The sequence below is a fragment of the Amycolatopsis sp. NPDC033938 genome (assembly GCF_055575975.1).
Genome location: NZ_JBVIRO010000023.1, coordinates 95,852 through 120,809, shown reverse-complemented (window position 1 = coordinate 120,809; position 24,958 = coordinate 95,852). Strand labels below are relative to the sequence as shown.

Sequence of the window (24,958 nt, the reverse complement as noted above, 5' to 3'; positions counted from 1 at the left end):
TCGTAGAAGTTTACAAACCAGTACTAATTGTCTACGGTGTGACAGCTTGTCCCGGTAGCCATCGACCGAGGGGACCGATCGATGACCGTCACCGCTACCCGGTCCGAGGACACGGGGGAGCTCTCGGCGAGACCCGCGCGGCACGGCGTGCCCACGCCGCGGATCCCGCTTCCGATGGTCTCGGTGCCGACCGTCCTGCTCTTCACCGGCGGGGCCATGGTCTGGGCGGGCGCCACCTGGCTGGTGGTGAACGAGGCCGCGCCGCTGTGGGTGACCATCCCCCTGCACGCGCTCGTCACCTTCACGATGTTCACCGTGCTGCACGAGTCGACGCATCACGCGGCCGGGCAGCTCACCTGGGTCAACGAACTGCTCGGCAGGCTCGCGATGCCGTTCGTGGCGAGCTACGGCTCCTTTCCACTGCTGCGCTACATCCATCTGGAGCACCACCGCAACACCAACGAGGACGCGCACACCGATCCCGACGCGTGGACCGCGCACGGCCCGTGGTGGCAGTTGCCGCTGCGGTGGCTGACCATCGACTTCTGGTACGCGCGCTTCTACGTGGCGCGGCAGCGCACCCGGCCGCCGTCGGAGCGGATCGAGACCGCGGCCGTCGTCGCGCTGAGCCTCGCCGCGTTCGCCTGGCTGACCGCGACCGGCCACGGCTGGGAACTGCTGGTGGGCTACCTGATCCCGCAGCGCGTCGGCCTGGCCGTGCTGGCCTGGTGGTTCGACTGGCTCCCGCATCACGACCTCGGCGCGCAGCGGCAGAACCGGTTCGGCGCCACCCGCGTCCGCGTCGGGCTCGAATGGCTGATGACGCCGATCATGCTGTGCCAGAACTACCACCTGGTGCACCATCTCCACCCGGCGATCCCGTTCTACCGGTACCTGCGGACGTGGAAGGACAACCGGGACGCCTATCTCGCCAGGGACGTCCCGATCGCGACGGCCTGGGGCCGCGAACTGACGTCGTCGGAGTACCGCGAGTGGCGTCAGCTGACCGGCTCGTTCGCCGAAGAGCCGTCCATTGACCAGCCGGTACCCCGGCAGCCGAGCCGGTTCCACTCGCTGCGGGTCGCCGAGGTGCGGCCGCTGTGCGAGGGCGCCGTCACCGTGACGTTCGACGTGCCCGAACGGCTGCGAGAGACCTTCCGGTTCATCCCCGGTCAGCATCTCGTCATCCGCGCGGAGGTCGACGGTGAAGAGGTCCGGCGCGCGTACTCGATCTGCTCGACACCGGAGTCCGGAATACTGCGGATCGCGATCAAGCACCAGCTCGGCGGCGCGTTCTCGACGTTCGCCACCACCGAGCTGGAAGCGGGTGACGTACTGGACGTGCTGCCCCCTCAAGGCATGTTCACGCTAACCCCGGAACCGGGCCGGACCGGCCGGTACGTCGCGCTCGCCGCGGGCAGCGGGATCACGCCGATCCTGTCGATCCTGACCGCGACCCTGCTGACCGAGCCGCACAGCCGGGCGACCCTGCTCTACATCAACACCTCCGGCGCCAGCACGATGTTCGCCGCCGAACTCGGCGACCTCGCCGCCCGGCTGGGCGGACGGCTGCACGTCGTGCACTACCGCACCGACGAACGCGACCCGGACCTGCGCACGCACCGGATCGAGAAACCGTTCGACGCCGTCGGCGAGGCACTGGCGATCTCGCACGAGCGCTACCAGCGCGGCCGTCTCGACGGCACCCGCCTCCGCGCGCTGCTGCAGGCGCGGCTGCACCCGGCGAAGGTGGACGACTGGTTCCTGTGCGGCCCGCGCGAACTGGTCGACATGGCCCGCCGGACGCTGGCCGACAAGGACGTCCCCGAGGAGAACGTCCACTTCGAACTGTTCCAGGGCGCGCTTCCCGTCCGTCCCTCGCGGCGGCCCGGTCCGACGCTGACGGTGACCGCCGGCGGGAAGACCGTCGAAATCCCCGCGACCGTGGGCGAAACCGTGCTCAGCGCCGCACTCCGGCACGGCGTCGACGCGCCGTACGCGTGCGTCGGCGGGGCTTGCGGGACGTGCCGGGCGTCGGTGGTGCGGGGCAGCGCGCGGATGGACGTGCACTACGCCCTCGGGGACGAGGAGGTCGCGGCGGGACGGATCCTGACCTGCCGGGCGGTGGCGACTTCGGACGAGCTTTCGGTGGACTACGACCGCTGAGGTGCCCGGGTCGTGAGCTGAAGGACGCTTTCCCCGCATCGCATGCGGGGAAAGCGTCCTTCGCCGCGTGAGATGAGGGGAAAGTCCCCTTCAGCTCACGGCACACAGGGGGCTCACAGGTGGGACACACCGCGCGCATACGACCGCGGCGCACGCTCGGGCCATGGCATCCGGTCCGGTCTCCTCCACCGGCCCCCGCCGGTGGTCCCGGCCCGGGCGGCTTTCGCTGCGCACCAAGCTGACCGGCTCGATGGTGCTGCTGCTCACCTTCGTCTGCCTGGTGATCGGCGTGGTCAGCGAGATCGCGCTGCGGTCGTTCCTCATCGGCCAGATCGACGGCCAGCTCTCGGCCGCGTCGGCCCGCGCCCACGACTACGCGAACCAGCCGCCGGACGATCTGCCCGGCCCTGGCCCCGATCCGCTCGACGCGCCCGGCCAGGCGTCGGGGACGCTGAGCGTGCGCTTCACCGGCGACCGGGTCATCTATGCCGGAGTGCTGTCGGTACAAGGATTTCCGCAGGGCCTCTCGGCCGAACAGGAGGCCGGGCTGCTCTCCTTGCCCGCCGACCGGCCGCCGACGACCCTGGCGCTCGGCGGCCTCGGTGACTACCGGGTGCAGGCCGTCTCGATTCCCGGCGGCGTCGTCGTCACCGGCCTTCCGCTCGAACCGGTGCAGGACACCTTGACCACGGTCGGATGGATCCTGTTCGGGGTGGCGGCGGCCGGTGTCGTCGGCGCGGGGTTCCTCGGCGCGGTCGCGGTCCGGCGCACCCTGCGGCCGCTCGAACGTGTCGCGGCGACCGCGGGCCGGGTGTCGGCGATGCGGCTCGACCGCGGTCAGGTCGCGCTTTCCGTGCGGGTGCCCGAAATCGACACCGATCCGGGTACCGAGGTCGGCCAGGTCGGTTCGGCGCTGAATCTCATGCTCGGACATATCTCACAGGCCCTGGAAGCCAGGCAGGCCAGCGAAACCCGCGTCCGCCGGTTCGTCGCGGACGCGAGCCACGAGCTCCGCACCCCGCTGGCGGCGATCCGCGGCTACGCGGAACTCGCCGGCCGTGGCAGCGCGCTGGTGCCGCGGGAGGTGGCGCGTTCGATGTCCCGTATCCAGTCCGAGGCCGCCCGCATGACGACGCTGGTCGAGGACCTCCTGTTGCTGGCGAGGCTCGACGCCGGAAGACCGCTCGAAGCGGGCGTGGTCGACCTCGCCCGGCTGACCGCGGACGCCGTCGGCGACGCGCACGTCGCGGGCCCGGACCACCGCTGGGAACTGCGGCTTCCGGACGGACCGCTGACCGTCCGAGGCGACGTCCAGCGTCTGCATCAGGTGCTGGCGAACCTGCTGTCCAACGCGCGCACGCACACCCCGCCAGGCACCACGGTGCGCACCGAACTGACCCGCTCCCACGACGGGACCGCGGTGCTGACCGTGACCGACGACGGCCCCGGCATCGCGCCGGAGCTCCTGCCGAGCGTCTTCGAACGGTTCGCGCGCGGGGACTCCAGCCGCTCGCGCACGGCGGGCGGCACGGGACTCGGGATGGCGATCGCGTCGGCGATCGTGGTGGCCCATCACGGCACCATCGAGGTGCACAGCCGTCCCGGGCGCACCGAGTTCGCCGTGTATCTGCCGGTGATCGAATCCCCACAGCGGGTACACAGCTTCGGCACAACCACCCCCCAGGTCGGCACCCGACCCTGAGGCCATGACCCTCCTCGCCTCCCGCGGCGCCGCCGACGAAGACACCGAAGACGCAGCGACGGCGGACAAGCCGTCCGATCCACGCTGGGTCCGGCCCTCCGTCGCCGCGCTCTTGGTCGCCACGGCCGTCCTCTACCTCTGGAATCTCGGTGAATCCGGCTGGGCCAACGCCTTCTACTCGGCGGCGGCACAGGCCGGATCGCTGAGCTGGAAGGCGTTGTTCTTCGGATCGAGCGACGCCGCGAACGCGATCACGGTCGACAAGACACCGGCCGCGCTGTGGGTGATGAGCCTTTCCGCGCGCCTGTTCGGCGTCAACGCCTGGAGCATCCTCGTGCCACAGGCGCTGATGGGCGTCGGCTCGGTCGCGCTGCTGTACGCCACGGTGCGGCGGACGTCCGGTCCGGCCGCGGGGCTGCTGGCAGGCGCCGTCCTCGCGCTCACCCCGGCCGCCGCGCTGATGTTCCGGTTCAACAATCCCGACGCGCTGCTCGTCCTGCTCCTGGTCGCGGGCGCCTACTGCGTCGTCCGCGCGTTGGAGAACGCGAGCCCGCGCTGGCTGGCGCTGGCCGGGGTCGCCGTCGGATTCGGCTTCCTCGCCAAGATGCTGCAGGCGTTCCTGGTGTTGCCCGCGTTCGGGCTCGCCTACCTGGTCGCCGCGCCGACGTCGGCAGGCCGTCGCCTGCTGCACCTGTCCGGTGCTTTGACCGCGACGATCGTCTCGTCGGGCTGGTATCTCGCCGTCGTCGCGTTGTGGCCCGCCGCGGACCGGCCGTACATCGGCGGCTCGCAGCGGAACAGCCTGTGGGAACTCGCCTTCGGCTACAACGGGTTCGGCCGCATCACCGGTGACGAGGTCGGCAGCGTCGGCGGTGGCGGGAACGGCGGCTGGGGCGGCACCGGCTGGGACCGGTTGTTCGGCACCGAGATGGCGGGCGGGATCGCGTGGCTGCTCCCGGCCGCCGTAGTCGCGCTGGCCGCCGGGTTGTGGTTCACCCGCCACGCTCCGCGCACCGACCGCGGGCGGGCGGCGCTGATCGTTTGGGGTGGCTGGTTTTCGGTGACCGCCGTGGTGTTCAGCTACATGAGCGGCATCATCCACGCCTACTACACGATCGCGCTCGCCCCGGCGATCGCGGCGCTCGTCGGAATCGCGGGCACGCAGTTGTGGCGCGCCAGGGGCAATCCGGCCGCGGCGGGCGCCTTGAGCGCCGGGATCGGGTTGACCGCCCTGACCGCGTATCTCCTGCTGTCACGGCACTCCACCTGGCTACCGGGACTGGCGATCACCATTCTCGTGGCCGGGCTTCTGTTCGCGATCCTGGTCTTCGTCGCTTCGCGGTTGCCTGATGCCGTGAGGCGCCTGGTCGCCGTCGGCGCATTGGTCACCGTTCTGGCGGGCACCGGCGCGTACACGGTCGCCACCGCGGCCACGCCGCATTCCGGCGCGTTGCCCTCGGCTGGCCCGGACACGGGACGCGGAATGGGGCCGGGTGGCGGCGGGATCGTCATCGGCGGGCAAGGCGGGCCCGTCGGACGCGGTGGAGCGGGCGGCGGGCTGCTCGGGACGAGCCTGCCCGGCGAGAACCTCGCCGCGCTCCTTCGGAAGGACAGCGCGAACTACACCTGGACGGCCGCGACGGTGGGCTCCAACAACGCCGCGGGCTACCAGCTGGGCGGCGGGGCACCCGTGATGGCCGTCGGTGGCTTCAACGGCACGGATCCGGCTCCCACCCTGGAACAGTTCCAGGAGTATGTCCGAAGTGGACAGATACATTACTTCCTCGGTGACGGCATGATGATGCGCGGCGAGACCGGAAGCGACGCCGCCGAGCGCATCGCCGACTGGGTCGCGGAGCACTACACACCGGCCACTGTGGACGGTGTGACCGTCTACGACCTGAGCCGGTGAACCCCGTGACGGAACACAGCGACGGCACAGGCGGGACACAACCCGGCCTCAGCGCGATCCCCGAGATTGAAGACATGACAGCCGCGATCCTTTCCGGCGCCGCCACCGGCCGCCGCCCCGCCATCACCCCGACCGGTTCCGCCGTCCTCGACGTCGTCATCCCGGTCTACAACGAGGAAACCGACCTCGAACCGTGCATCCGCCGCCTGCGCGCCCATCTCGTCGAGCAGTTCCCGTACCCGTTCCGGATCACCGTCGCGGACAACGCCAGCACGGACGGCACCCTCCACGTCGCGATGAGGCTGAGCCGCGAGTTCGCCGACGTGGAAGTCCGCCACCTGAACGAAAAAGGCCGCGGTCGCGCGCTTCGCGCCGTTTGGTCCACTTCGGACGCTCCGGTGCTCGCCTACATGGACGTCGACCTCTCGACCGATCTGGCCGCGCTCGGCCCCCTCATCGCGCCCCTGCTGTCCGGGCATTCCGACCTCGCCATCGGCAGCAGGCTCGCCCGCGGCGCGCGGGTGGTGCGCGGACCGAAGCGGGAGTTCATTTCCCGGTGCTACAACCTGATCCTGCGCGGCACGCTGGCCGCGAAGTTCAGCGACGCGCAGTGCGGGTTCAAGGCGATCCGCGCCGACGTCGCCGAGCGGCTGCTCCCCCACGTCCAGGACACCGGCTGGTTCTTCGACACCGAACTGCTCGTGCTGGCACAGAAAGCGGGGCTGCGGATCCACGAGGTCCCGGTCGACTGGATCGACGACCCGGACTCGTCGGTGAACATCGTCGCCACCGCGACCGCCGATCTCAAAGGCATCGCGCGGCTGACCAAGGCGACGCTGACCGGCGAGATCCCGATCAGCGGACTGCGGGAGCAACTCGGCCGCGCGCCGATCCAGGTCCAGGCGCCGGGGGTGGCGCCGAGCCTGGTACGGCAACTGGTGCGGTTCGCGGCCGTCGGCGTCGCCAGCACCGTCGCGTATCTCGTGCTTTTCCTGCTGTTGCGGAGTTTCACCGGCGCGCAGGCGGCGAACCTCGTCGCACTGCTGGTGACGGCGATCGGCAACACCGCGCTGAACCGGCGGCTGACCTTCGGCATCCGCGGCCGGGAAGGTGCCGGGCTGCACCAGTTCCAGGGTCTCATCGTGTTCGGCCTCGGGCTCGGGCTCACCAGTGGCGCGCTGGCGCTGGTGCACGCGATGACGGCGCCGGGACTGCCGCTCGAGATCACCGCGCTCGTCCTCGCGAACCTCGCGGCCACCGTGCTGCGTTTCCTTTTGCTGCGCGGCTGGGTGTTCCGCTCCCGCCGTCAGCCGGCCACCGAGATGGAGAGCTGAACCCATGACCACCGCACTCGCTTCCCGGGCGGAACCCGGCGCTGTACCGGAAACCGCCACCGAGCAGCCGGACCGCTGGGTCCGCCCCGCCGTCTTCGGCCTGCTCGCCGCGACCGCGCTGCTCTACTTCTGGAATCTGACGGCCTCCGGCTACGGCAACTCGTTCTACGCCGCCGCGGTCCAGTCCGGCACCCAGGACTGGAAGGCGTGGCTGTTCGGCTCCCTCGACTCAGGCAACGTCCTGACCGTCGACAAACCCCCGGCCGCGCTCTGGGTCACGACGGCGTTCGCACGGCTTTTCGGCTTCTCGAGTTTCACGGTGCTTGCCCCGCAGGCACTGATGGGCGTCGCCTCGGTCGGCCTGCTGTACCTGACGGTGAAGCGGACCTCCGGGCCGGTCGCCGGCCTGTTCGCCGGTGCGGCGCTCGCCGTCACCCCGGTGGCCGCGCTCATGTTCAAGTTCAACAACCCCGACGCGCTGCTGACGCTGCTGCTGATCGTCGGTGGCTACTGCACGGTCCGCGCGATCGAGAAGGCGAGCCCGCGCTGGCTGGCCTTCGCAGGCGCGGCCGTCGGGTTCGGCTTCCTGACCAAGATGATGCAGGCGTTCCTGGTGCTGCCCGCGTTCGGACTCGCGTACCTGATCGCCGCGCCTGTTTCGCTGGGCAAGCGGTTGCTCCACCTGTTCGCGGCGGTCGTGTCGGTGATCGTCTCCGCGGGCTGGTTCATCGCGCTGGTCGATCTGTGGCCGACCGATTCCCGGCCCTACATCGGTGGTTCGACCGACGACAGCCTGCTCGAACTGGCATTGGGCTACAACGGTCTCGGCCGGATCTTCGGCAGGGGCGGCGGCGCCGTCATGGTCGGTGGCCCCGGCGGTGTGGTGAGCAGCGGCACGGGCGGCGGGAACGTCGGCTTCGGTGGCGAAAGCGGCCTGACCCGGATGTTCGGCGCCAGCTTCGGCGGCGAAGTGTCGTGGCTGCTGCCCGCCGCGCTGATCGGCCTGGTCGCGGGCTTGTGGTTCACCCGGCGGGCCTCGCGTACCGATCGGACCCGGGCCGCGCTCGTCGTGTGGGGCGGCTGGATGCTCGTCACGTCACTGGTGTTCAGCTACATGAGCGGCATCGTGCACCCGTACTACGCCGTCGCGCTGGCGCCGTCGATCGCCGCCGTGGTGGCGGTCTCCGGGACCTCGCTGTGGCGCGGGCGCGCGTACCTCGCGCCGCGGGTGTTCCTGTCGCTGATGATCGCGGCCAGCGCCGTCTGGGCCTACGTCCTGCTGGACCGCAACGCCGACTGGCTGCCCGCGCTGCGCTGGATCGTCGCCGGGCTGGGCCTGGTGACCGCGACCATCGTGGGAGTGGGTGTCCCGCCGATGCGCAAACTCGTCGCCGTCGTCGCGACGGTGTCGGTGCTGACGGTCGGCCTCGGCACCACCGCGTACGCCATCGAAACCGCTTCGCAGGCGCATTCCGGTTCGATCCCTCTCTCGGGTCCGAACACCGGTGGTGAGCGCGGCATGGGCGGACCGGGCATGGAAGAGGGCTCCTCGGCCGAGATCGGGACCGTACTGGCCGCGACCACGACGAAATGGGCGGCGGCGACGGCGAGTTCGCAATCGGCGGCGAGCCTGGAACTCGCGAGCGGGAAAGCGGTGATCGGCATCGGCGGCTGGAGCGGCCAGGACCCGGCGCCGACGCTGGCGGAATTCCAGCAATACGTGGCGAACGGTGAGATCGGCTACTACGTCGAGGGCGGCCGAGGCGGCGGTCCCGGCGGCGGATCGAACGAGATCTCCGAATGGGTCGCCGCGAACTTCACCGCCACCACGATCGGCGAACAGACGGTGTACAAGCTGATCTCCTGAAAATGCGTCGACAGATGTCGGGGCGCACGGGAACCTGGACGGCGTGAAACGGCCGTACCGCTGGGATCTCGTGCGCCCCGACCAGCTCGGGACGCTGCTGGAACGCGCCGGAAAACCGTCGCTGTGGTTCCTGGAAGAACTGATCGAATGCGCCGCGAAAGTGATCGCCCGCGCCGGGGACGCGGAGCTGTATTTCGTCGGTCGTTCGGCGGACAGCGTGCACGACCTGCTGAGCGGAACCCCGTGGCGGGAACGGATCCACCAGCTGCCGTTGTCGTTCGCCGGCACCCGCGACGGCCTCGCGGATTCCGATGTGGACAGACTGCGCGCCTATCTCGCTTCGGCGGGCCTCAGCCCGTACGATCTCGCCCGCGGCAGGCCGAAGGCGTTCGTCGACCTCGTCTACACCGGAGGCACGTTCACCGGCCTCTACCGGCTGCTGCGCGAGTGGATCGAGGACGAACGCGAAGCCTGGAGCATCATCCGCGGGCGACTGCGTTTCCTCGGCATCACCATTCGCGAAAAAACGACACCATCGGCGTTCCGCTGGCAGCAGACCTTCGACTGGCCAGCCGAACTGCCCGCGAACGCCGTCCGGAACATCTCGCTGGACTGGCCGGTCTGGCACTATTTCGGAAACGTGCAGCCGAAACTCACGGCGTCGTTCCCCCGGCCACGCTGGTCGGACGAGAACGGGAGCGCGCCGGAACATTCCGGAAAGCGGCTCCAGGGCCTGGCCGAGGCGGTCGCGATCGTCGAAGCGGGCCGCTCGAAGTCCACCCGGGAGCTATTGGTGCGGCACCTCCGGCGCGAACCGGCGATGGCGGAGAGCTGGCTGCGGACGCTGATCACGCGGCTGCGGTAGGGCCTCGCGTACTGGGGCTCTCACGCGATTTGGGCGGGCCGGTTTCGCGACGCTTCCGGTGCGGGTGGTCGGTGGTGGGGGGTTGGGTTTGTTTCACCAAAACCCCAAAACAACCCCCCACCGCCAGTTATGGGGGGGCATTGGTGTGGGGGGGGGGGGGGGGGGGGGGGGGGGGGGGGGGGGGGGGGGGGGGGGGCGGGGGCGGGGGGGGGGGGGGGGGGGGGGGGGGGGGGGGTGTGTGTTTAAACAACCCCACCCCCCCCCCCCCCACCACCCTTCCGCGTTTAGTCGGCTGAATGCGATGGGGCGCGTGCCGCATCGAGAGCGCTGCGGACCAAAGGCGAGCGTGTGGATGCCATGGAGGACAACCGATCGGCCACGCAAGCTCATGCCTTACGAGGCATGAGCTTGTGTCTCACACTGTAGCCGTGTTTAGCTGGCGATATCACCCTTCAGTGGTCAATGCGCCGATTCATGGTTACGTAAAATTACGAACACCTGTTCGAGCATTGTTTGGTATTATTGAGAGGTGTCCGAGACTTTTCTTCCTGAACTCCCGCAGGAGTTGTGGCGTGCCGGCAAGCTGGAGCTTGCCCACGGCGTGCAGCACACTCTGCAGGTGATCCGGATCGCCTCCGCCGCACTGGGGCAGTTTCTGGCGGAGGTCGAGTCTCGGGGTCCGAAAGATTTGTATGGCTATGGTTCGACGGCGTCGTGGCTTGCTGATGTGGCGGGGCTGACCCGGGGCGAGGCGGGCGCGATCGTGCGTCGCGCAATCGCACTGAACCCGACCCGCGCACTTGATGGCACGGAGATTCCGGCGTTGGCTCCCGCGACCGCGGCGGCGGCTGCGGAGGGTGTGATCGGGGAGCATCGGATCGATCAGATCCTCGAGATCTTGAAGAAGATCCCGGCGGATACAGCCGTAGAGGACCGGGAGTATGCGGAGAAGGTCCTGGCTGATCTGGCCCGGGAGGCGGGACCTCGAGAGCTGACGAAGGCTGAAGCCAACCTGCTGGGCTGGCTCGACCCCGACGGCAAGGAGCCGAAGGATCCCGAACCCACCCAACCGTCGCGGGAAGTCAGCCTGGAACGCCGCAAAGACGGCTTCTGGAAACTCTCGGGGTTGCTGGATGACGAGCTGGGCGCCCGCACCGCGGCCGTGCTCGACGCGTACGCGAAACCACGGCCGGTCGATGAGTTCGGCCAAGCGGATCCGCGCACCAAGGCGGAACGGCAAGGTGACGCGTTCGCGGAGGTCTTGGATCTGGCGATCGCGTGCCCGGACCAGCCCGGCACCAGCGGCTACCGAACCTTGGTGCATGTCACCGTCGGGCTTGAGGAGTTGAAGTCCGGGATCGGCACGGCGTGTCTGGATTTCGTCGGGGAGATGACCGCCCGCGAGGCACGACTGGCCGCCTGTGATTGTTTGATGTTGCCGGTGGTGCTGAGCGCCGCTGGGGAACCGTTGGACATGGGGCGGCTGCGACGGTTCGTCACTCCCGGGCAACGACGGGCGTTGAACATCCGCGACCGGGGCTGTGCGTTCCCCGGCTGTCATCGGCAGCCGAAGCACTGCCACGCCCACCACATTGATCACTGGGCTGATGGTGGACCCACCGATCTGCGGAATCTGACCCTGCTGTGCGGTTTTCATCACCGGCTGATTCACCATGGGGATTGGGAAGTCCGGATGGCGGCCGACGGGCTACCGGAGTTCAGACCGCCGCAGTATTTGGATCCGTTACGAAGACCCCGGCGCAACACCCTCCACCGCGCCGCCTGATCCCGCACGACCCGAGGAGCCCGCCAGCCACACCGGCGACGGGCCCCTCACCATGCCTGCAGACCGGACTGGAGAAAGCTATGAAGGCCTCCTTCCCTACCTTTGCGTCGGGGGTCCCGGCAAAGTCGCATAACCAGAGCGGGACACAGCGAACCTGCCGTCATGGACTCAGCGGGAACGGGCTCACCCAAAGGGACCACACTCCCGGCCTTAACTGTCCACAAGGGACACTTCACGACACAACCGTGCCCGGCTTGGGCGAACTGCGCGGTTTCGCCAGGAGGTCGTGAGCGTCAATGAGCGTTCTATAGGCGGGGAAGGCAAATATGGCACGCCCTGGTGCGGTTCCGGGTGTGACCATGAGGAGTGAGGAGCCCGGATGTCTCATGCGCCTCGCCGGGGACGATCAGCGTCTCAAGCGTGGCGCTCGCGACCCTGCCGCGGCTGGCTCCCGCCGTCACCAACCGGCTCGGTGTCCGATTGACGCCTAGAAGTACGACCCCATCCCGAAACCACGCAAACTGCTCAAGTTGGACACCAGTGTCCCTTGTGGACACCGAAACCCCGTCGACGCCCACAATCAGGCTCGCCCCACCTCGACTCATCCTTGATCAACGGAAGATCAACGGAGGATCGGAGACATTGAGCGTCACCGATCCTCCGTTGATCAAGCTCCACCACCGGCCCATGCGACCCCGCCACAGCCACAGAACCAAGACCTGAAGACCTCCCCAACCGCCCGCACCACCGGGGACGGCCCCAACGCTCCGACACTCACCAGCCTTTCGACAGCGAACCCTCAGCCGGAACACAGGAACCGAGCGGATTCTGGAACCGGGGAAAGAATCACCCGGCGGTGAGGAGAAAGCCATGAGGGAGCTTCCACACTGGCACACGGCGAGCGCGCAGGGGCCGCGCGAGCACAACGCGGACGCCGTCGGGGCGTACGCGGCCGCGGACGGGTCGGGGATCGTGTTCGCGCTGGCCGACGGTGTCGGGGATCACCCGAACGCGGCATACGCGGCGCGGACGGCGGTCTCGGCGGCGACCCGGACGCCTGCCGGGCAGGGCGCGGTCGCGGCCGTTCTGGCTGCTCAGCGCGCTGTGCTCGGGTTCGGCGGGGCAGGTGACTGCGTCCTCGTCGTGGCCGTCCGGACCGACGAGGGGTATGGCATCGCGTGGGTCGGGGACGCGCGGGCGTACGCTTGGGACGGTTACAGCGTGCGGCAGGTGACAAAGGACCATACGCTCGCGCAGTACTTCCGCGACCACGGACAACCCGTGACACCGCGGATGGAACACGTCGTCACCACCAGCGTCCGCACCGCCGGTGATCACGAGATCGGCACCGCGACCGTCACCACCGGCGGGCTTCTGCTCACCAGCGACGGCGTGCACAAGACGCTCAGCGGGCCGACCATGCTCGACATCCTCGCGATGCCGGACAGGGCGGCCACGGAGCTGGTGCGGACGGCGATCTCACTCGGTGGCTCCGACAACGCCACCGCGATCGTGGTGGATCCGCCGGGTGCGGATCGCACCACCGAGAAATTTCGCGTCGCGGCCTGAACCGGGCGGTCAGGCCGCGACGCGATCCCGTTTGAGCTGCCGGTACTCGCGCAGCACCAGCACGACGATCACGACGTCGAGCGCGGCGAAGAACGGCAGCGCGAGTGAGTGCGTGTGGATCGCGCGGAAGACCTCGTAGACCACGAACGCCGAGAGCACCACGGCGGCGACGGGGTAGGCCCGCATCACCTTGCGCGCGAGCGCCCAGACCAGGCCGAGCTTGATGAGCCCGTGCGCGACGAGGTACACGACGGCGAACGTGCGTCCTTCGACGAAGTGGCCGGCGGCGAGTTCGAGATGCCGCGCAAGTGTCCCCTCGGGGTCGCCGAGCAGATCGCGGGTGACCACGGCGTGCGCGAAACCGGTGACGGCCGATGCCGGGACGATCATCAGGACGAGTCCGCCGACCAGCTGCAGAGCACCGTCGAGCCCCTTCAGGGCGATGGCGATCCGGAACAGCTTCTCGGTGGTCATGGGCGCTCCTTCCACGATCATCTCACCCTGCCGCACCCGGCCACCGTGCGCAGCCGCCGTCACCGGAACAGGGGTCACGACACGAAGGTGACCCTGCCGTTCATGACGGTGGCGGTGACGGGGATGTCGCGGAGCCCGCCGGGCGAGAGCTTCACCGGGTCCACGGCGGTGATGACCAGATCCGCGACGTCCCCGACGGCCACTGTGGTCCTGCCGCCGGACGCCGCCGCGAGCGCGGCCTCCAGTGGCATGGCCTGTTCGGGATGCCACGGCGGACGGTCGTCGTCGGTCCGGCTGACGGCGGAAGCGATCGCGTCCCACGGATCCAGCGGCGCCACCGGCGCGTCCGAGCCGAACTCCAGGCGTACCCCGGCGCGGTGCAAGGCGCCGTAGGGGAAGGCCCGGTCGGTCCAGCCGTGCCAGTGCCGGTCGGCGACGTCGCGGTCGTCGGGCTGATGGGCGGGTTGCACACTCGCGACGACGCCCAGTTCGGCGAAGCGCGCGACGTCCTCGGCACGCAGCAGTTGCGCGTGCTCGATACGGCCGGCGCAGCCGATGTTCGCGAAGGCGTCGAGCGCGATCTTGTTGGCGTGGTCGCCGATCGCGTGCACCGCCGGGGTGAGCCCGTGTTCGGACGCCTTGCGCATCAACGGTTCCAGCTCTTCAGGCGGCAGCTCCAGCAGCCCGTGGGACTCGGTTCCGGCGTACTGTCCCACGCAGTACGCGGTGCGTGTGTTCAGCGAGCCGTCGACGAACAGCTTGAACGGGCCGACCGTCAGCAGCCCTCCGGTGTCTTCGAGAACGTCACCGGTGCGGTGGCCGCGTTCGACGGCGGTGTCGAGCAGATGCCGCGCGATCACGCAGGAAACCCGGACCGGCAAAGGTTTCCGTGCCAGCCGTCGCCGCCAGTCGGTGACGGTGTCGGTGTATTCGTAGTCGACGATCTTGGTGATCCCGCGCGCGGCCGCCGCGTCGAGCGCGTCGGCGACCCACCCGTCGATGACTTCGCCGGGGGCGACCGGGAGTTCGGCCGTCGCGCGCATGCAGTCGTTCTCCAGCAGCACCCCGGTCGGATGCTCGCGGCCGAGAAGCTTCAGTGCGGCCGGGCTGAGCCACAGTGTGTGGAGGTCGGCGCTGAAGAGGGCGACGGGATGCCCGGGGAGCGCTTTCTGCAGCAGGTCCTTGTGCGGCGCGTCGGGCCAGAGGCCGTCGCGGAAGCCGGTACCCAGCACGAGATCACCGGGCGGCACCGGGTGCGCCAGCAGATGGGCGAGTACGAGATCGACCGCGTGCGCGGCGGAGGCCGCCTCCCCCAACGGGATCCGGCGGCGCGCCGCGGACCACTGCGCGGTGTGCACATGCGCGTCGACGAGGCCGGGCAGCAGCGTGCCGCCGTGCCCGTCCAGGATTTCCGACGCCTCACCCGCGTGCCCCGGCCCTTCGATGGCCGCGATCCGGCCACCCTTGATCAGCACGTCCGACAGGGAGCCCGCCAGACCGACCCGGACCCGGCGCAACAGAAGATCGTCCACGCCCACACCTTGCCAGCCCGCCTCGCGGGTAGTCACCTACTTGCGGCGATCAGGAGCGGGCGAAGGTGAGCTTTCCGAGGGCGGCCACCAGAGGCGCGAGTTCGGGAAGTTCCTCCGCGGCCGCGAGGGCCTCGGTGAGGACGGCGTCGTGCGTCGGACGCGCGGCCGCGAGCAGTTCCTTCCCTGTCGTCGTGACCTCGGTGTAGATCCCCCGCCGGTCGGTCGGGCACAGGTACCGCTGCAACAGCCCCCGGTCCTCCAGCCGCGAGACCAGCCGCGTCGTCGCCGACTGGCTGAGCACGACGGCGTTCGACAGCTGGTTCATCCGCAGGTGGAAACCATCCTGCCGGGCGAGCACGTCCAGCACGGTGTACTCGCTGACGGACAGCTCGTGCTTCCGCGCCAGCGCGCGTTCCAGCGCGTCCTCGATCCGCGCGTGCAGTGCGGCGAGGGTCCGCCAGCCCTGCGCGCGTGCCTCCACGGCGTCGTCGGCCAGTGACACGGTTCACCTCTTCCCCGGTTGCCCGAACTTCGTTGCATCATGCATCATCAAGCGTGTGCAATATACGGCGTGTGCAACTATTTCAGGCGCTCGTAGTTGCTAACGCCAGTTAACACCACTCTACGGGAAGAAGTGACCTCTCATGCCTGCCGCTCTGCTCGCATTGGCGATCAGTGCCTTCGGTATCGGCACCACCGAGTTCGTGATCATGGGCCTGTTGCCCGAGGTCGCGGGCGACTTCGGCGTCTCGATCCCCTCCGCGGGGCTCTTGATCTCCGGTTACGCGCTCGGCGTCGTGATCGGCGCCCCGGTGTTGACCGCGCTCGCGTCGCGGGTGCCGCGCAAGACGGTGCTGGTCGGCCTGATGGTCCTGTTCATCGCCGGCAACGTCGTGTCCGCGCTGGCCCCGGCCTACGGCCTGCTGATGACCGGCCGCGTGGTCGCCGCGCTCGCGCACGGGGCGTTCTTCGGCGTCGGCTCGGTCGTCGCCGCCTCGCTGGTCGCGCCGAACAAACAGGCAGGCGCCATCGCGATGATGTTCACCGGGCTCACCGTCGCGAACGTCCTGGGCGTACCGGCCGGGACCGCGCTCGGGCAGGCGTTCGGCTGGCGCTCGACGTTCTGGGCGGTGAGCGTCCTCGGCGTGCTCGGCCTGATCAGGATCCTCGCGCTGGTTCCGGCGCAGGCGACGACGCGGTCCGCGGGCCTGCGCAGTGAGCTCGCCGTGTTCCGGCGGCCGCAGGTGTGGCTCGCGCTGGCGATGACCGCGCTCGGCTTCGCCGGGGTGTTCGCGTCCTTCACCTACATCGCCCCGATGATGACCGAGGTCGCCGGTTTCTCCCCCGGCGCGGTGACCTGGCTGCTCGTCCTGTTCGGCGGTGGCCTGTTCGTCGGCAACCTGCTCGGCGGCAAGGCCGCGGACCGCTCGCTGATGCCCAGCCTGTACGTCATCCTCGCCGCGCTCGCGGCCGTGCTGGTCGTGTTCGTCTTCACCGCGCACGCCCAGCTGCCCGCCGCGATCACCATCGCGCTCTTCGGCGCCGCCGGTTTCGCGACCGTCGCGCCGCTGCAGGCCCGCGTCATGAACAAGGCCGAAGGCGCCCCCGCACTGGCTTCGGCCGCCAACATCGCCGCGTTCAACCTCGGCAACGCCGGGGGCGCCTGGCTCGGCGGCAAGGCCATCGACGCCGGTCTCGGCTACACCGCGCCCAACTGGATCGGCGCCGCGCTCGCGCTCGCCGGACTGCTGGTCGCGGTGATCTCAGGCATGCTCGATCACGGGCGGCGGAAGGCTCGTCGCGCCGAACCGGCCCCCGTCGCCTGATCCGTGAAGTACCCATCGAAAGGACAGCAAGTGACCGACATTCCCACCGTCAAGCTGAACAACGGGGTGGAGATGCCGCAGCTCGGATTCGGCGTCTTCCAGGTACCCGACGAGGAGACCACCTCCGCGGTCAAGACCGCGCTGGACGCCGGGTATCGCAGCATCGACACCGCCAAGATCTACGGCAACGAAGCCGGTGTCGGCAAGGCACTCGCCGAGTCCGGGATCGCCCGCGACGACCTGTTCATCACCACCAAGCTGTGGAACAGCGAACAGGGCTACGACTCCACGCTGAAGGCGTTCGACGCCAGCATGGCCAAACTGGGCCTGGACCGGCTCGACCTCTACCTCATCCACTGGCCGACGCCGGAGCGCGATCTCTTCCTCGACACGTGGAAGGCCTTCGAGAAGCTCTACGCCGACGGCCGGGTGCGCGCGATCGGCGTGTCCAACTTCCAGCCCGCCCACCTGGAGCGCGTCCTCGACAGCGGTTCGGTCGTCCCGGCGGTGAACCAGGTCGAGGTGCACCCGTACCTGCAGCAGTCCGAGGTGCGTGAGTTCGACGCGAAGCACGGCATCGCGACCGAGGCGTGGAGCCCGCTGGCGAAGGGCGGCGACCTGCTCGGCGAAGCCGCCGTGAAGGCGCTGGCGGACAAGCACGGCCGCACTCCCGCGCAGATCGTCCTGCGGTGGCACCTGCAGCTGGGCAACGTCGTGATCCCGAAATCCGTGACGCCGTCGCGGATCAAGGAGAACCTCGACGTCTTCGGGTTCACCCTGTCGGATGAAGACATCGCGTCGCTGTCCCCGCTGGACCGCGGCGAGCGGACCGGGCCGGATCCCGACACCTTCAACGTCGCCTGAGTCCCGTAGCTCTTCGTTTTCGCACGAGCCCTCTGTGTAGCCGGTTACTATTCGGCCGCACAGAGGGCTCTTGTGCGAAAAGAGGTAACCGGACGATGCAGGCCCGAGGACGAGCCGTCCTCGCGACACTTCTGCTCGTGGCGTTCCCATTGGCGGTCGTCGCGGTGGGTGCCGCCAGTGTGCTGGCCGGCCTGCGGATCCAGGGCAAGATCGGCACCTACGTCATGCTCGCCGGGCTCGCGATGATGATCGCGCTCGGCTTCGGACTGGTGAGCGCGTTGCGGGCGCGGCGTCCCCCGATCGAGGGGCCGCGGCTGGAGCGCGACGCCCATCCCGCGTTGTGGCGGATGATCGACGACCTCGCCGCGCAGGTGAAGACACGGCCGCCGGACGAGATCGTGCTGATCGGCGAGATCAACGCGGCGGTCACCGAGGACGCCCGGTTCCTCGGCCTGCGGCCGGGCCGCCGCACGATGCTGATCGGGCTGCCGTTGCTGGCCGCGATGAGCGTGAGCGAACTCCGGTCGGTGCTCGCGCACGAACTCGGTCACTACAGCGGCGGCCACACCCGGCTGCTCGCGCTCACCTATCGCGGCACCCAGACGCTGGCGTTCACCGTCGACAGGCTCGACGGCGGCCCCGCCAGGGCCTTGCTTTCGGCCTATTCGAAGCTGTACCTGCTCATCGCGCGGTCGGCGAACCGGCGGCAGGAACTACAGGCCGACGAGGCGTCCGTACTCGCGGCGGGAAGCCGGACCGCGGCCGCGGCGCTGCGGAAGGTCGCGACGCTGGGCCCGCTCTGGGAGGACTACCTCGAGCGCTACGTCTCGCTCGGCGCGCGGGCTCGGCGGACCCCCGCGGTACTGCTGGGCTTTCGTTCGTACCTCAACCACCCGGTCCAGCGGGACTGGGTGACCGAGTACGCCGACGACATCCTCGACGGCGAAGAGCTGTCGAAGTTCGACAGCCACCCGCCCACGAAACGGCGGATCGCCGCACTGGCCGGGGTGCCGGACAACCCGGTGCGACCGGACGCGCGGCCGGGCTGGTCGCTGCTGGGCGCACCGAAGGTCGACGTCCCCGAGGCGGAATCGGCCGTGCTGATCCGCGACGTCGGGCCGCGGGCGGACTGGGACGAGGTCGTCAAACGCGCCGGCCGGGCGTCGGTGGCGGAGGGCGCGAAACTGCTGACCGCTGCCGGGATCGAGAGCAGGCTGGCGCCTCGCGGCACGGTCGGCGAGATCGTGCGGGTGCTGCGCGACGGTGACGCCGACGCGCTCGCCAAACCCCTGCGGGCCCCGTCCCGCGAAGAGGGCCGCGAACTGCTGACCGGGTTGATCGCCGACACCGTCACCGCCGCGATGATCGACAACGGCGTCGCCGCGCACCGGCTGAACTGGGGCGGCGGCTGGGAACTGTGCCTCGGCGACGGCGAGCCGTTCGACGTCGCCGAACTGGTCGGCCCGGCAGTGGCGAGCCCGCGCGCGGTCGACGAACTGGTCCACAACCTGCAACTGCTCAACGTGCCCGCCGGCTACTTCTGCAAGCAGGAGCCCGAACGGGAGCCGGATCCCGCCGAGGCCCGGCTGCTCGGGATGTTCACCGCGCTCAAGGCCAAGCGGAAGCTCTACGACCTGATCGTTTGCGACACCGAAGTGATCCTGCTGCCGATGGCGCGTTCGGTGCTGCTCCGCCGCGGCGTCGCCGGACTGATCGGGGCGCGCGGGGTCTCCGACCGCAAGCGGATCCGGCGGCTACGGGACCGCGGACTCGACGATCTGCGCGCCGGACCGGGGGCGCGGCGGATCCCGTTCACCGACATCGTCGCGGGCGGTTTCCCTCGCCGGAAGCTCACCGCCTACCTGACGATGGAACTGTCCGACGGCGAGACGCTGGAACTGGCGATCACCGGCAACACCGAGGACTTCGGGACCGCGCACGACGCGCTGAAGGCGTACTTCCGGTCACTGAAGGCAGACCGCTGAGCGCCGGAAACGTGCTAGGTGCGTGAGCGGTGATCACGATTCTGGCCAAGGGTGTTTCAGGTGCCTACGGTGGGTGGGTCCCGTAGCGGAAGGCCATCGCGAGCCGCACCAGCACCACCAGTCACACCGGCTGCGCGTGAAGGCCCCCTTCCCTCGGCTGAGCCGAGGGAAGGGGGCCTTCACGCGTTCGCTCTAACCGACATCCACTGCTAGGCCTTGAAGCCGACCCCGCCGAGACTGAGGTAGTTCAAGTCGCTCAGCGGCGCCAGGCGCGGCCCCTCCGGCCACCATTCGTGCAGGTGGACCACGCCGGGCTCAAGGATCTCCAGCCCGTCGAAGAGCGATTCGATCTCCTCGCGGCTGCGGTGCACCGTGCGGTACCCGGTTTCGGCCATCAGGTCGTCGATCTTCCACGCGAGCGCGCTACGGGGACCGTCGCCGGGGCTGAAGTCGTGGGTGATCAGCACGTACGACCCCGGCGCGATCGCGTCGGCGTAGGCGCGCACGATCCCCTGTGCCTCGCCGAGGTCTTCGACGTGGTGCAGCACCGAGTTCAGGATCACCGCGACCGGCCGGTCGAATTCGAGGTGCTCGGCGACCACCGGATCGGCGAGGGTCTGCGCGGGATCGGTCAGATCCGCGCCGCTGACGTGGACGAGGTGATCCTCCAGCAGGGCCAGCCCGTGCGCCTGGACGACCGGGTCGTGGTCGACGTAGACGACCAGCGCGTCGGGGTTGTACCGCTGCGCCGACTGGTGGGTGTTCTCCGCCGTGGGCAGTCCTGAGCCCAGATCGAGGAACTGGTCGATTCCGCGGGCGCCGGCGAGGAACCGGACCACCCGGTTCGCCCAGGACCGGAACTCCTTGGCCATGGCGGCGGCGTCGGGGGCGAACGCGAGCAGATCCGCGACGGCCTGCCTGTCGACCTCGTAGTGGTCGTGACCGCCGAGAAGAGCGTCCTTCATCCGGGCGAGATTGGGCTTGCTGTAATCGAGAGGCAGAGGCCGCCTCGGCACAGACCGGACCTCGTCCGAAGTCATGGACACGTTCCACCCTTCAGCCGCGCACGGGGCGCGCGAACGCGTCCCACGGCTCCCTCGACATCGACGGACAGTACTCAGATTACGACATGGCGTGTGGGCGTGTGAACCTCCCTGAGGGCCTTGCCTACCTGCGGTGATCACTCATGCGGGCAGGGTCGCGTCAAGCGAAGGCGAGTTCACTCCAGGTGACGCCGCCGTCGGCGGTGCGGTAGAGGGCCGATCCGCCATCGGCGTCGGGCAAACCGTCGACCACCACCCCGACGCGCTCGTCGGGGAAGTCCAGGTCGTTGAGGCACACCCCGCGCCCGCTGAGCACCGTTGTCGTCCAGGTCGCGCCGCCGTCGGTGGTGCTGTGCAGGAAGCCGGTGCCGCCGCCCTCCGCCGCGACGGTCGCCGCCGAGGGTGAGGCGGCGCTGAAACTCTGGTTGATCCCCAGCGTGGGCGCTTGCGCCGTCCCGGTGAACGTCCCGCCGAGCTTCGGCGCCCGCCACAGCCGCCGGACGGTCGCACCCGGATGCGGCGTGCCCGGTCCCCCGCTGCACAGCGCCAGCACCTGACCCCGCCGGATTCCGCTCAACGAAGCCGAACTGTCCGGCGGGCAGGGCGGCGGAGCGCTCGCGAACTTCACCCCATCCGGCGACGTCCAGTACTTCTGGACGCGGTAGTCGGCCCCCATGGAGACCTGGACCCCGCCGCTGACGGCGACATCGCCGTAGGTCGCGGAGCCGGTGACCGTGAACCCCGGTACCGGCAGCAGGACCCGCGCGCCGGGGAGCCCGGAGTAGAGCGTCGTCGTCGACGGGCTGCCGAAACCGGTGACCATCGCGAACACCCGCGGCCCTGATTCGGTGATTTTCGAAATATAGAACGGCTCCCGGACACCGGCGAGCCGGACGCGGGACCACTTGCCACCGCCGTCGCGGCTGGCGAGCAGCTGGGTGCCGTCGGAGAGGAAGAGGTCACGGTCCCCGATCACCGTGAGTTTGACCTGGTTGTGGTTGTCCGGCAACGAGATCGGCGGGGTACCGACCTGCCGCCACCGCTCCCCGCCGTCGGTGGTCGAGAGCAACGACGCGCACCATCCCGGCTTGCCGCAGGGCGAAAACCCGAGGACGAAGCCGTGTCTCGGTCCGGTCCAGCTCGTCGAAGCGGGAGCGAAACCCTTGGGTACCAACGAATCGGCGGAGGCTGCCGGGGTGAGGACGGCCAGTGCGGACAGTGCGGTGGCGGCGAGCGCGGCCCACCGGTTCGGCTTCATGACCACGAGACGTCCGGCCCTCGCCGGGGTTGCCCGCCATTCGAAGTGAACCCATTGTTCACCTCCGGTACGCTCGCAAGCCTTGTTTCGCCCGGCGCCGGACCGGGTATACGGCGTTCGGCCGGTGAGACGGAGGTAGCACCGATGGACGACGGTGACGAGGACGAACACCTCGATGCCGGGACCACGCAACGCCGCTTCAGCCTGAACGTCCACGATCCGGATCATCTGCCGCGCAAGCTCGCCGGCCGGTACGAGGTCGGCGACCTGCTGGGCCGCGGCGCGACCGCCCGCGTGTTCCGTGCCCGTGACCTGCTCGAACAGCGCGAAGTCGCGCTGAAGCTCTTCCACGCCGACACGATGACCCGCGACGAACGCCGGCGCGAGCAGGAGATCAAAACCCTCAGCGCGGTACGGCATCCCGGTCTCGTCCCGATGTACGACGCGGGTTCCGACGACGGCTACAGCTACCTCACGATGCGCCTGGTCGAAGGGCCGAACCTCGCCCAGCGCCTGCGTTCCGGCCCGCTCTCCCAAGGCGCGGTCGTCGAGCTGGCCGCCCGGCTGGCGGACGCGCTCGCGCACGTCCACGCGCACGGCATCACCCACCGCGATCTCAAACCGGCGAACATCCTGATGTCCGACGACGGACCGCTGATCGGCGACTTCGGTGTCGCGCACGCCTTCGACGCGACCAGGGTGACCGAGACCGGCGGCGTCGTCGGCACGGCGGCGTACATGGCGCCCGAACAGGTCCGCGGGGAGAACATCGGCCCGCCCGCCGACGTCTACGCGCTCGGCCTGGTCCTGCTGGAATGCCTGTCCGGCGAACGCGAGTACACCGGGACGCCGGTGGAGGCCGCGGTCGGACGGTTGCACCGCCAGCCCCGGATCCCCGCCGGGCTGTCCACCACGATGACCACCCTGCTGCGCGGGATGACCGCGCGGAAACCGTCGCAGCGCCCGACGGCCGCGGCGATCGCGCGGATCCTGCTGGAGGACTCCACCGGGACGGTGGTGACCCACCTCGCGCCCGCCACCCGCAAACGGGCGGCCCTGGTCGCCGCGATCAGCGCGCCCGCCGCCGCGATCACCATCGGCGTACTGCTGGCGGTCAACCACACCGACGCGAATCCGCCGCTGCGGCCGGACGGGATGGTCCCGCCGGCGGCGACCGGGGTACCCGGCCGGCCGGCGGGCAGCGACGCTCCCGCCACGGAGGTCGTCGAGGTGCCCACGCGCGGGGCGGAGGGCTCCGGTGGCACCGTCGTGGTGACCCAGGACGACAGCCCGGCGACCACGAATCCGCCGGGGAGCGGCGAAAACGCCGATGTCACCTCGACACCGGAACGCCCGTCCGCGAGCGGCGGCGGGCAGAGCACGTCGGACCGGCCCAGCAAGTCGAAGCCCCGGCCCACCACGAGGACGAAACCGAGTACCCCTGGCCCCGGCTGAGCATCCGCCCGGCCGGGCTGTCCACTGTGGACGAATGATGGGAGACGGCGATGACCTACATCAACGACCCGCGTGAGCCGCAGGAGGAGATCGTCGAGCAGACGCCTGCCCGAATCCGCGTCGTGCGCGTCATCAACGCCATCGTCCACGCGGTGTGCTGGATCTTCGCGCTGGTGCTGCTCGTGCACATCCTGCTCGTGTTCGGCGAGGCCAATCCCGGCAACGGGTTCGCACAACTCATCGACGGGTGGTCACGCGGGGTCTCGCTCGGCCTGCGCAACCTCTTCACCCCGGACGGCCCCAAACTCCGCACCCTGCTCAACGACGGTCTCGCCGCCCTGCTGTGGCTGATCATCGGCGGCGTGGTGACCGATCTGGTCTCGCGGATCGGCCTGCCGGGCCCGAAGCGCGTCTGGTACCGGCGGACGCTCAGCTGAGCGAGCCCGGTTCCCCCTGCGGAACGTCACCGGCCTGGGCCTGCTCGGCCTGGGCGTCGGTGACGTTCGCGGCGGCGGAAGTCTCCATCGGCCGCTGGGCGGATTTCTCCTGGCCTGGCCCGGGGGCGGTGTCGAAATGCTCACGGCACCAACGGCCGTAGCGTCTGGCATGCACGGTCATCGCGGCACCTCCTTCTCTGTCACCAGAATCCCCCAAGACTGTGACCGGCGCCACTCATTTGGCCGGTACCGGCCGGGTCATTTCCCGAATTCCGTCACGATCGCGGCACAGAAGGCGGGCAGGTCGCCGGGGTTCCGGCTGGAGATCAGGCCGTTGTCGTTGACGACCTCCTGGTCGACGACGGTGCCGCCGGCGTTGCGGATGTCGGTGCGCACGCTGGGGTAGGACGTGAGCGTGCGGCCGCGGACGACGTCGGCCTCGACCAGCGTCCACGGTCCGTGGCAGATGACGCCGACCGGTTTGCCGCTGTTCACGAAATCGCGGACGAACCGGACCGCGTTCTCGTCGGCACGCAGATTGTCCGGATTCATCGTGCCGCCGGGGAGGACGAGCGCGTCGAAGTCGTCGACCGAGACGTCCTTGACGACCCGGTCGACGGTGAATTTGTCCGCCTTGTCGATGTCGCCGTTCATGGCCTGGATCTCGCCGGATTCCAGCGAGACGACCTCGGCCGTGGCCCCCGCGTCGGTGACCGCTTTCCGCGGTTCGACCAGTTCGACCTGTTCCACGCCGTCCGCCGCCAGGATGGCCACGCGGCGTCCGCTCAGCGATGTCGCCATGGGTTTTCCCTCCTTAGGTCGTCTTCGCCCCCGGACTACCCCGCGTCGCCCGCGCCGAACCATGGGCATGGATCACGGTCAC

The 24,958-nt window shown here is 69.6% G+C and carries 20 protein-coding genes; 13 read left to right on the top strand and 7 right to left on the bottom strand.

Annotation, left to right across the window (positions count from 1 at the left end):
* Positions 1-147 precede the first annotated feature (147 nt).
* The 8 genes from ACZ5ZX_RS36975 (at position 148) to ACZ5ZX_RS36940 (ending at position 13,201) form a co-directional block, all read left to right on the top strand.
* Positions 148-2,166, top strand: coding sequence for a fatty acid desaturase (locus ACZ5ZX_RS36975; protein ID WP_465506653.1), 2,019 nt, complete (start codon positions 148-150; stop codon positions 2,164-2,166).
* A 163-nt stretch (positions 2,167-2,329) separates the two neighbouring features.
* Positions 2,330-3,868: a sensor histidine kinase gene (locus tag ACZ5ZX_RS36970; protein ID WP_465506630.1), complete on the top strand. Its 1,539-nt coding sequence runs from the start codon at positions 2,330-2,332 to the stop codon at positions 3,866-3,868.
* Positions 3,869-3,872: 4 nt separating this feature from the next.
* Entirely contained in the window at positions 3,873-5,780 is a 1,908-nt protein-coding gene (locus ACZ5ZX_RS36965; RefSeq protein WP_465506629.1) for an ArnT family glycosyltransferase, read from the top strand.
* 74 nt (positions 5,781-5,854) lie between these two features.
* Complete coding sequence (locus ACZ5ZX_RS36960; RefSeq protein ID WP_465506628.1) at positions 5,855-7,114, top strand: bifunctional glycosyltransferase family 2/GtrA family protein; 1,260 nt, start codon at positions 5,855-5,857, stop codon at positions 7,112-7,114.
* 4 nt (positions 7,115-7,118) lie between these two features.
* Positions 7,119-8,981 carry an ArnT family glycosyltransferase gene (locus tag ACZ5ZX_RS36955; RefSeq protein WP_465506627.1) on the top strand — a complete coding sequence of 621 codons (1,863 nt, stop codon included), beginning with the start codon at positions 7,119-7,121 and terminating at the stop codon, positions 8,979-8,981.
* Between the two features lie 43 nt (positions 8,982-9,024).
* The gene (locus tag ACZ5ZX_RS36950; RefSeq protein ID WP_465506626.1) at positions 9,025-9,846 is read left to right on the top strand and encodes a hypothetical protein; all 822 of its coding nucleotides are present in this window, start codon (positions 9,025-9,027) and stop codon (positions 9,844-9,846) included.
* Between the two features lie 529 nt (positions 9,847-10,375).
* Entirely contained in the window at positions 10,376-11,632 is a 1,257-nt protein-coding gene (locus ACZ5ZX_RS36945) for an HNH endonuclease signature motif containing protein (protein WP_465506625.1), read from the top strand.
* An 870-nt stretch (positions 11,633-12,502) separates the two neighbouring features.
* Complete coding sequence (locus ACZ5ZX_RS36940) at positions 12,503-13,201, top strand: PP2C family protein-serine/threonine phosphatase (RefSeq protein ID WP_465506624.1); 699 nt, start codon at positions 12,503-12,505, stop codon at positions 13,199-13,201.
* A gap of 9 nt (positions 13,202-13,210) precedes the next feature.
* Here ACZ5ZX_RS36940 and ACZ5ZX_RS36935 read toward each other — a convergent pair whose 3' ends face one another.
* From ACZ5ZX_RS36935 to ACZ5ZX_RS36925, 3 genes are all read right to left on the bottom strand, one after another.
* On the bottom strand, positions 13,211-13,675 hold the full coding sequence (locus tag ACZ5ZX_RS36935; protein WP_465506623.1) for a DUF2127 domain-containing protein: 465 nt from the start codon (positions 13,673-13,675) through the stop codon (positions 13,211-13,213).
* Positions 13,676-13,749: 74 nt separating this feature from the next.
* On the bottom strand, positions 13,750-15,207 hold the full coding sequence (locus ACZ5ZX_RS36930; RefSeq protein ID WP_465506622.1) for an amidohydrolase: 1,458 nt from the start codon (positions 15,205-15,207) through the stop codon (positions 13,750-13,752).
* Positions 15,208-15,256: 49 nt separating this feature from the next.
* Positions 15,257-15,709 (bottom strand): MarR family winged helix-turn-helix transcriptional regulator, encoded by a 453-nt coding sequence (locus ACZ5ZX_RS36925; RefSeq protein WP_465506621.1) that lies wholly within the window; start codon positions 15,707-15,709, stop codon positions 15,257-15,259.
* Positions 15,710-15,851: 142 nt separating this feature from the next.
* On the opposite strand from ACZ5ZX_RS36925, the gene ACZ5ZX_RS36920 reads away from it, so the two are divergent.
* The 3 genes from ACZ5ZX_RS36920 to ACZ5ZX_RS36910 all read left to right on the top strand — a co-directional run bounded on the left by ACZ5ZX_RS36920 (position 15,852) and on the right by ACZ5ZX_RS36910 (position 19,882).
* A complete protein-coding gene (locus tag ACZ5ZX_RS36920; protein ID WP_465506620.1) occupies positions 15,852-17,033 on the top strand; it encodes an MFS transporter in 1,182 nt (393 codons plus the stop codon).
* A 30-nt stretch (positions 17,034-17,063) separates the two neighbouring features.
* Complete coding sequence (locus ACZ5ZX_RS36915; RefSeq protein ID WP_465506619.1) at positions 17,064-17,897, top strand: aldo/keto reductase; 834 nt, start codon at positions 17,064-17,066, stop codon at positions 17,895-17,897.
* Between the two features lie 137 nt (positions 17,898-18,034).
* Positions 18,035-19,882 carry a M48 family metalloprotease gene (locus ACZ5ZX_RS36910; RefSeq protein ID WP_465506618.1) on the top strand — a complete coding sequence of 616 codons (1,848 nt, stop codon included), beginning with the start codon at positions 18,035-18,037 and terminating at the stop codon, positions 19,880-19,882.
* A gap of 209 nt (positions 19,883-20,091) precedes the next feature.
* On the opposite strand, the gene ACZ5ZX_RS36905 is transcribed toward ACZ5ZX_RS36910, so the two are convergent.
* Complete coding sequence (locus tag ACZ5ZX_RS36905) at positions 20,092-20,922, bottom strand: SAM-dependent methyltransferase (RefSeq protein ID WP_465506652.1); 831 nt, start codon at positions 20,920-20,922, stop codon at positions 20,092-20,094.
* 163 nt (positions 20,923-21,085) lie between these two features.
* Positions 21,086-22,183: a WD40/YVTN/BNR-like repeat-containing protein gene (locus ACZ5ZX_RS36900; protein WP_465506617.1), complete on the bottom strand. Its 1,098-nt coding sequence runs from the start codon at positions 22,181-22,183 to the stop codon at positions 21,086-21,088.
* A 144-nt stretch (positions 22,184-22,327) separates the two neighbouring features.
* Here ACZ5ZX_RS36900 and ACZ5ZX_RS36895 point away from each other — a divergent pair, with 144 nt between their 5' ends.
* Positions 22,328-23,638 (top strand): serine/threonine-protein kinase, encoded by a 1,311-nt coding sequence (locus ACZ5ZX_RS36895; protein ID WP_465506616.1) that lies wholly within the window; start codon positions 22,328-22,330, stop codon positions 23,636-23,638.
* A gap of 50 nt (positions 23,639-23,688) precedes the next feature.
* Positions 23,689-24,075, top strand: coding sequence for a hypothetical protein (locus tag ACZ5ZX_RS36890; protein WP_465506615.1), 387 nt, complete (start codon positions 23,689-23,691; stop codon positions 24,073-24,075).
* On the opposite strand, the gene ACZ5ZX_RS36885 is transcribed toward ACZ5ZX_RS36890, so the two are convergent.
* Positions 24,068-24,256, bottom strand: coding sequence for a hypothetical protein (locus tag ACZ5ZX_RS36885; RefSeq protein WP_465506614.1), 189 nt, complete (start codon positions 24,254-24,256; stop codon positions 24,068-24,070). The genes ACZ5ZX_RS36890 and ACZ5ZX_RS36885 overlap by 8 nt on opposite strands.
* 77 nt (positions 24,257-24,333) lie before the next feature.
* Positions 24,334-24,876 (bottom strand): type 1 glutamine amidotransferase domain-containing protein, encoded by a 543-nt coding sequence (locus ACZ5ZX_RS36880; RefSeq protein ID WP_465506613.1) that lies wholly within the window; start codon positions 24,874-24,876, stop codon positions 24,334-24,336.
* Positions 24,877-24,958 lie beyond the last annotated feature (82 nt).

Excerpts from the sequence above, each read along its gene's own strand:
- ACZ5ZX_RS36970 (WP_465506630.1), top strand. The coding sequence starts at position 2,330 with ATGGCATCCGGTCCGGTCTCCTCCACCGGCCCCCGCCGGTGGTCCCGG.
- ACZ5ZX_RS36965 (WP_465506629.1), top strand. The coding sequence starts at position 3,873 with ATGACCCTCCTCGCCTCCCGCGGCGCCGCCGACGAAGACACCGAAGAC.
- ACZ5ZX_RS36960 (WP_465506628.1), top strand. The coding sequence starts at position 5,855 with ATGACAGCCGCGATCCTTTCCGGCGCCGCCACCGGCCGCCGCCCCGCC.
- ACZ5ZX_RS36955 (WP_465506627.1), top strand. The coding sequence starts at position 7,119 with ATGACCACCGCACTCGCTTCCCGGGCGGAACCCGGCGCTGTACCGGAA.
- ACZ5ZX_RS36940 (WP_465506624.1), top strand. The coding sequence starts at position 12,503 with ATGAGGGAGCTTCCACACTGGCACACGGCGAGCGCGCAGGGGCCGCGC.
- ACZ5ZX_RS36935 (WP_465506623.1), bottom strand. The coding sequence starts at position 13,675 with ATGACCACCGAGAAGCTGTTCCGGATCGCCATCGCCCTGAAGGGGCTC.
- ACZ5ZX_RS36920 (WP_465506620.1), top strand. The coding sequence starts at position 15,852 with ATGCCTGCCGCTCTGCTCGCATTGGCGATCAGTGCCTTCGGTATCGGC.
- ACZ5ZX_RS36905 (WP_465506652.1), bottom strand. The coding sequence starts at position 20,922 with ATGACTTCGGACGAGGTCCGGTCTGTGCCGAGGCGGCCTCTGCCTCTC.
- ACZ5ZX_RS36900 (WP_465506617.1), bottom strand. The coding sequence starts at position 22,183 with ATGAAGCCGAACCGGTGGGCCGCGCTCGCCGCCACCGCACTGTCCGCA.
- ACZ5ZX_RS36895 (WP_465506616.1), top strand. The coding sequence starts at position 22,328 with ATGGACGACGGTGACGAGGACGAACACCTCGATGCCGGGACCACGCAA.
- ACZ5ZX_RS36890 (WP_465506615.1), top strand. The coding sequence starts at position 23,689 with ATGACCTACATCAACGACCCGCGTGAGCCGCAGGAGGAGATCGTCGAG.
- ACZ5ZX_RS36885 (WP_465506614.1), bottom strand. The coding sequence starts at position 24,256 with ATGACCGTGCATGCCAGACGCTACGGCCGTTGGTGCCGTGAGCATTTC.
- ACZ5ZX_RS36880 (WP_465506613.1), bottom strand. The coding sequence starts at position 24,876 with ATGGCGACATCGCTGAGCGGACGCCGCGTGGCCATCCTGGCGGCGGAC.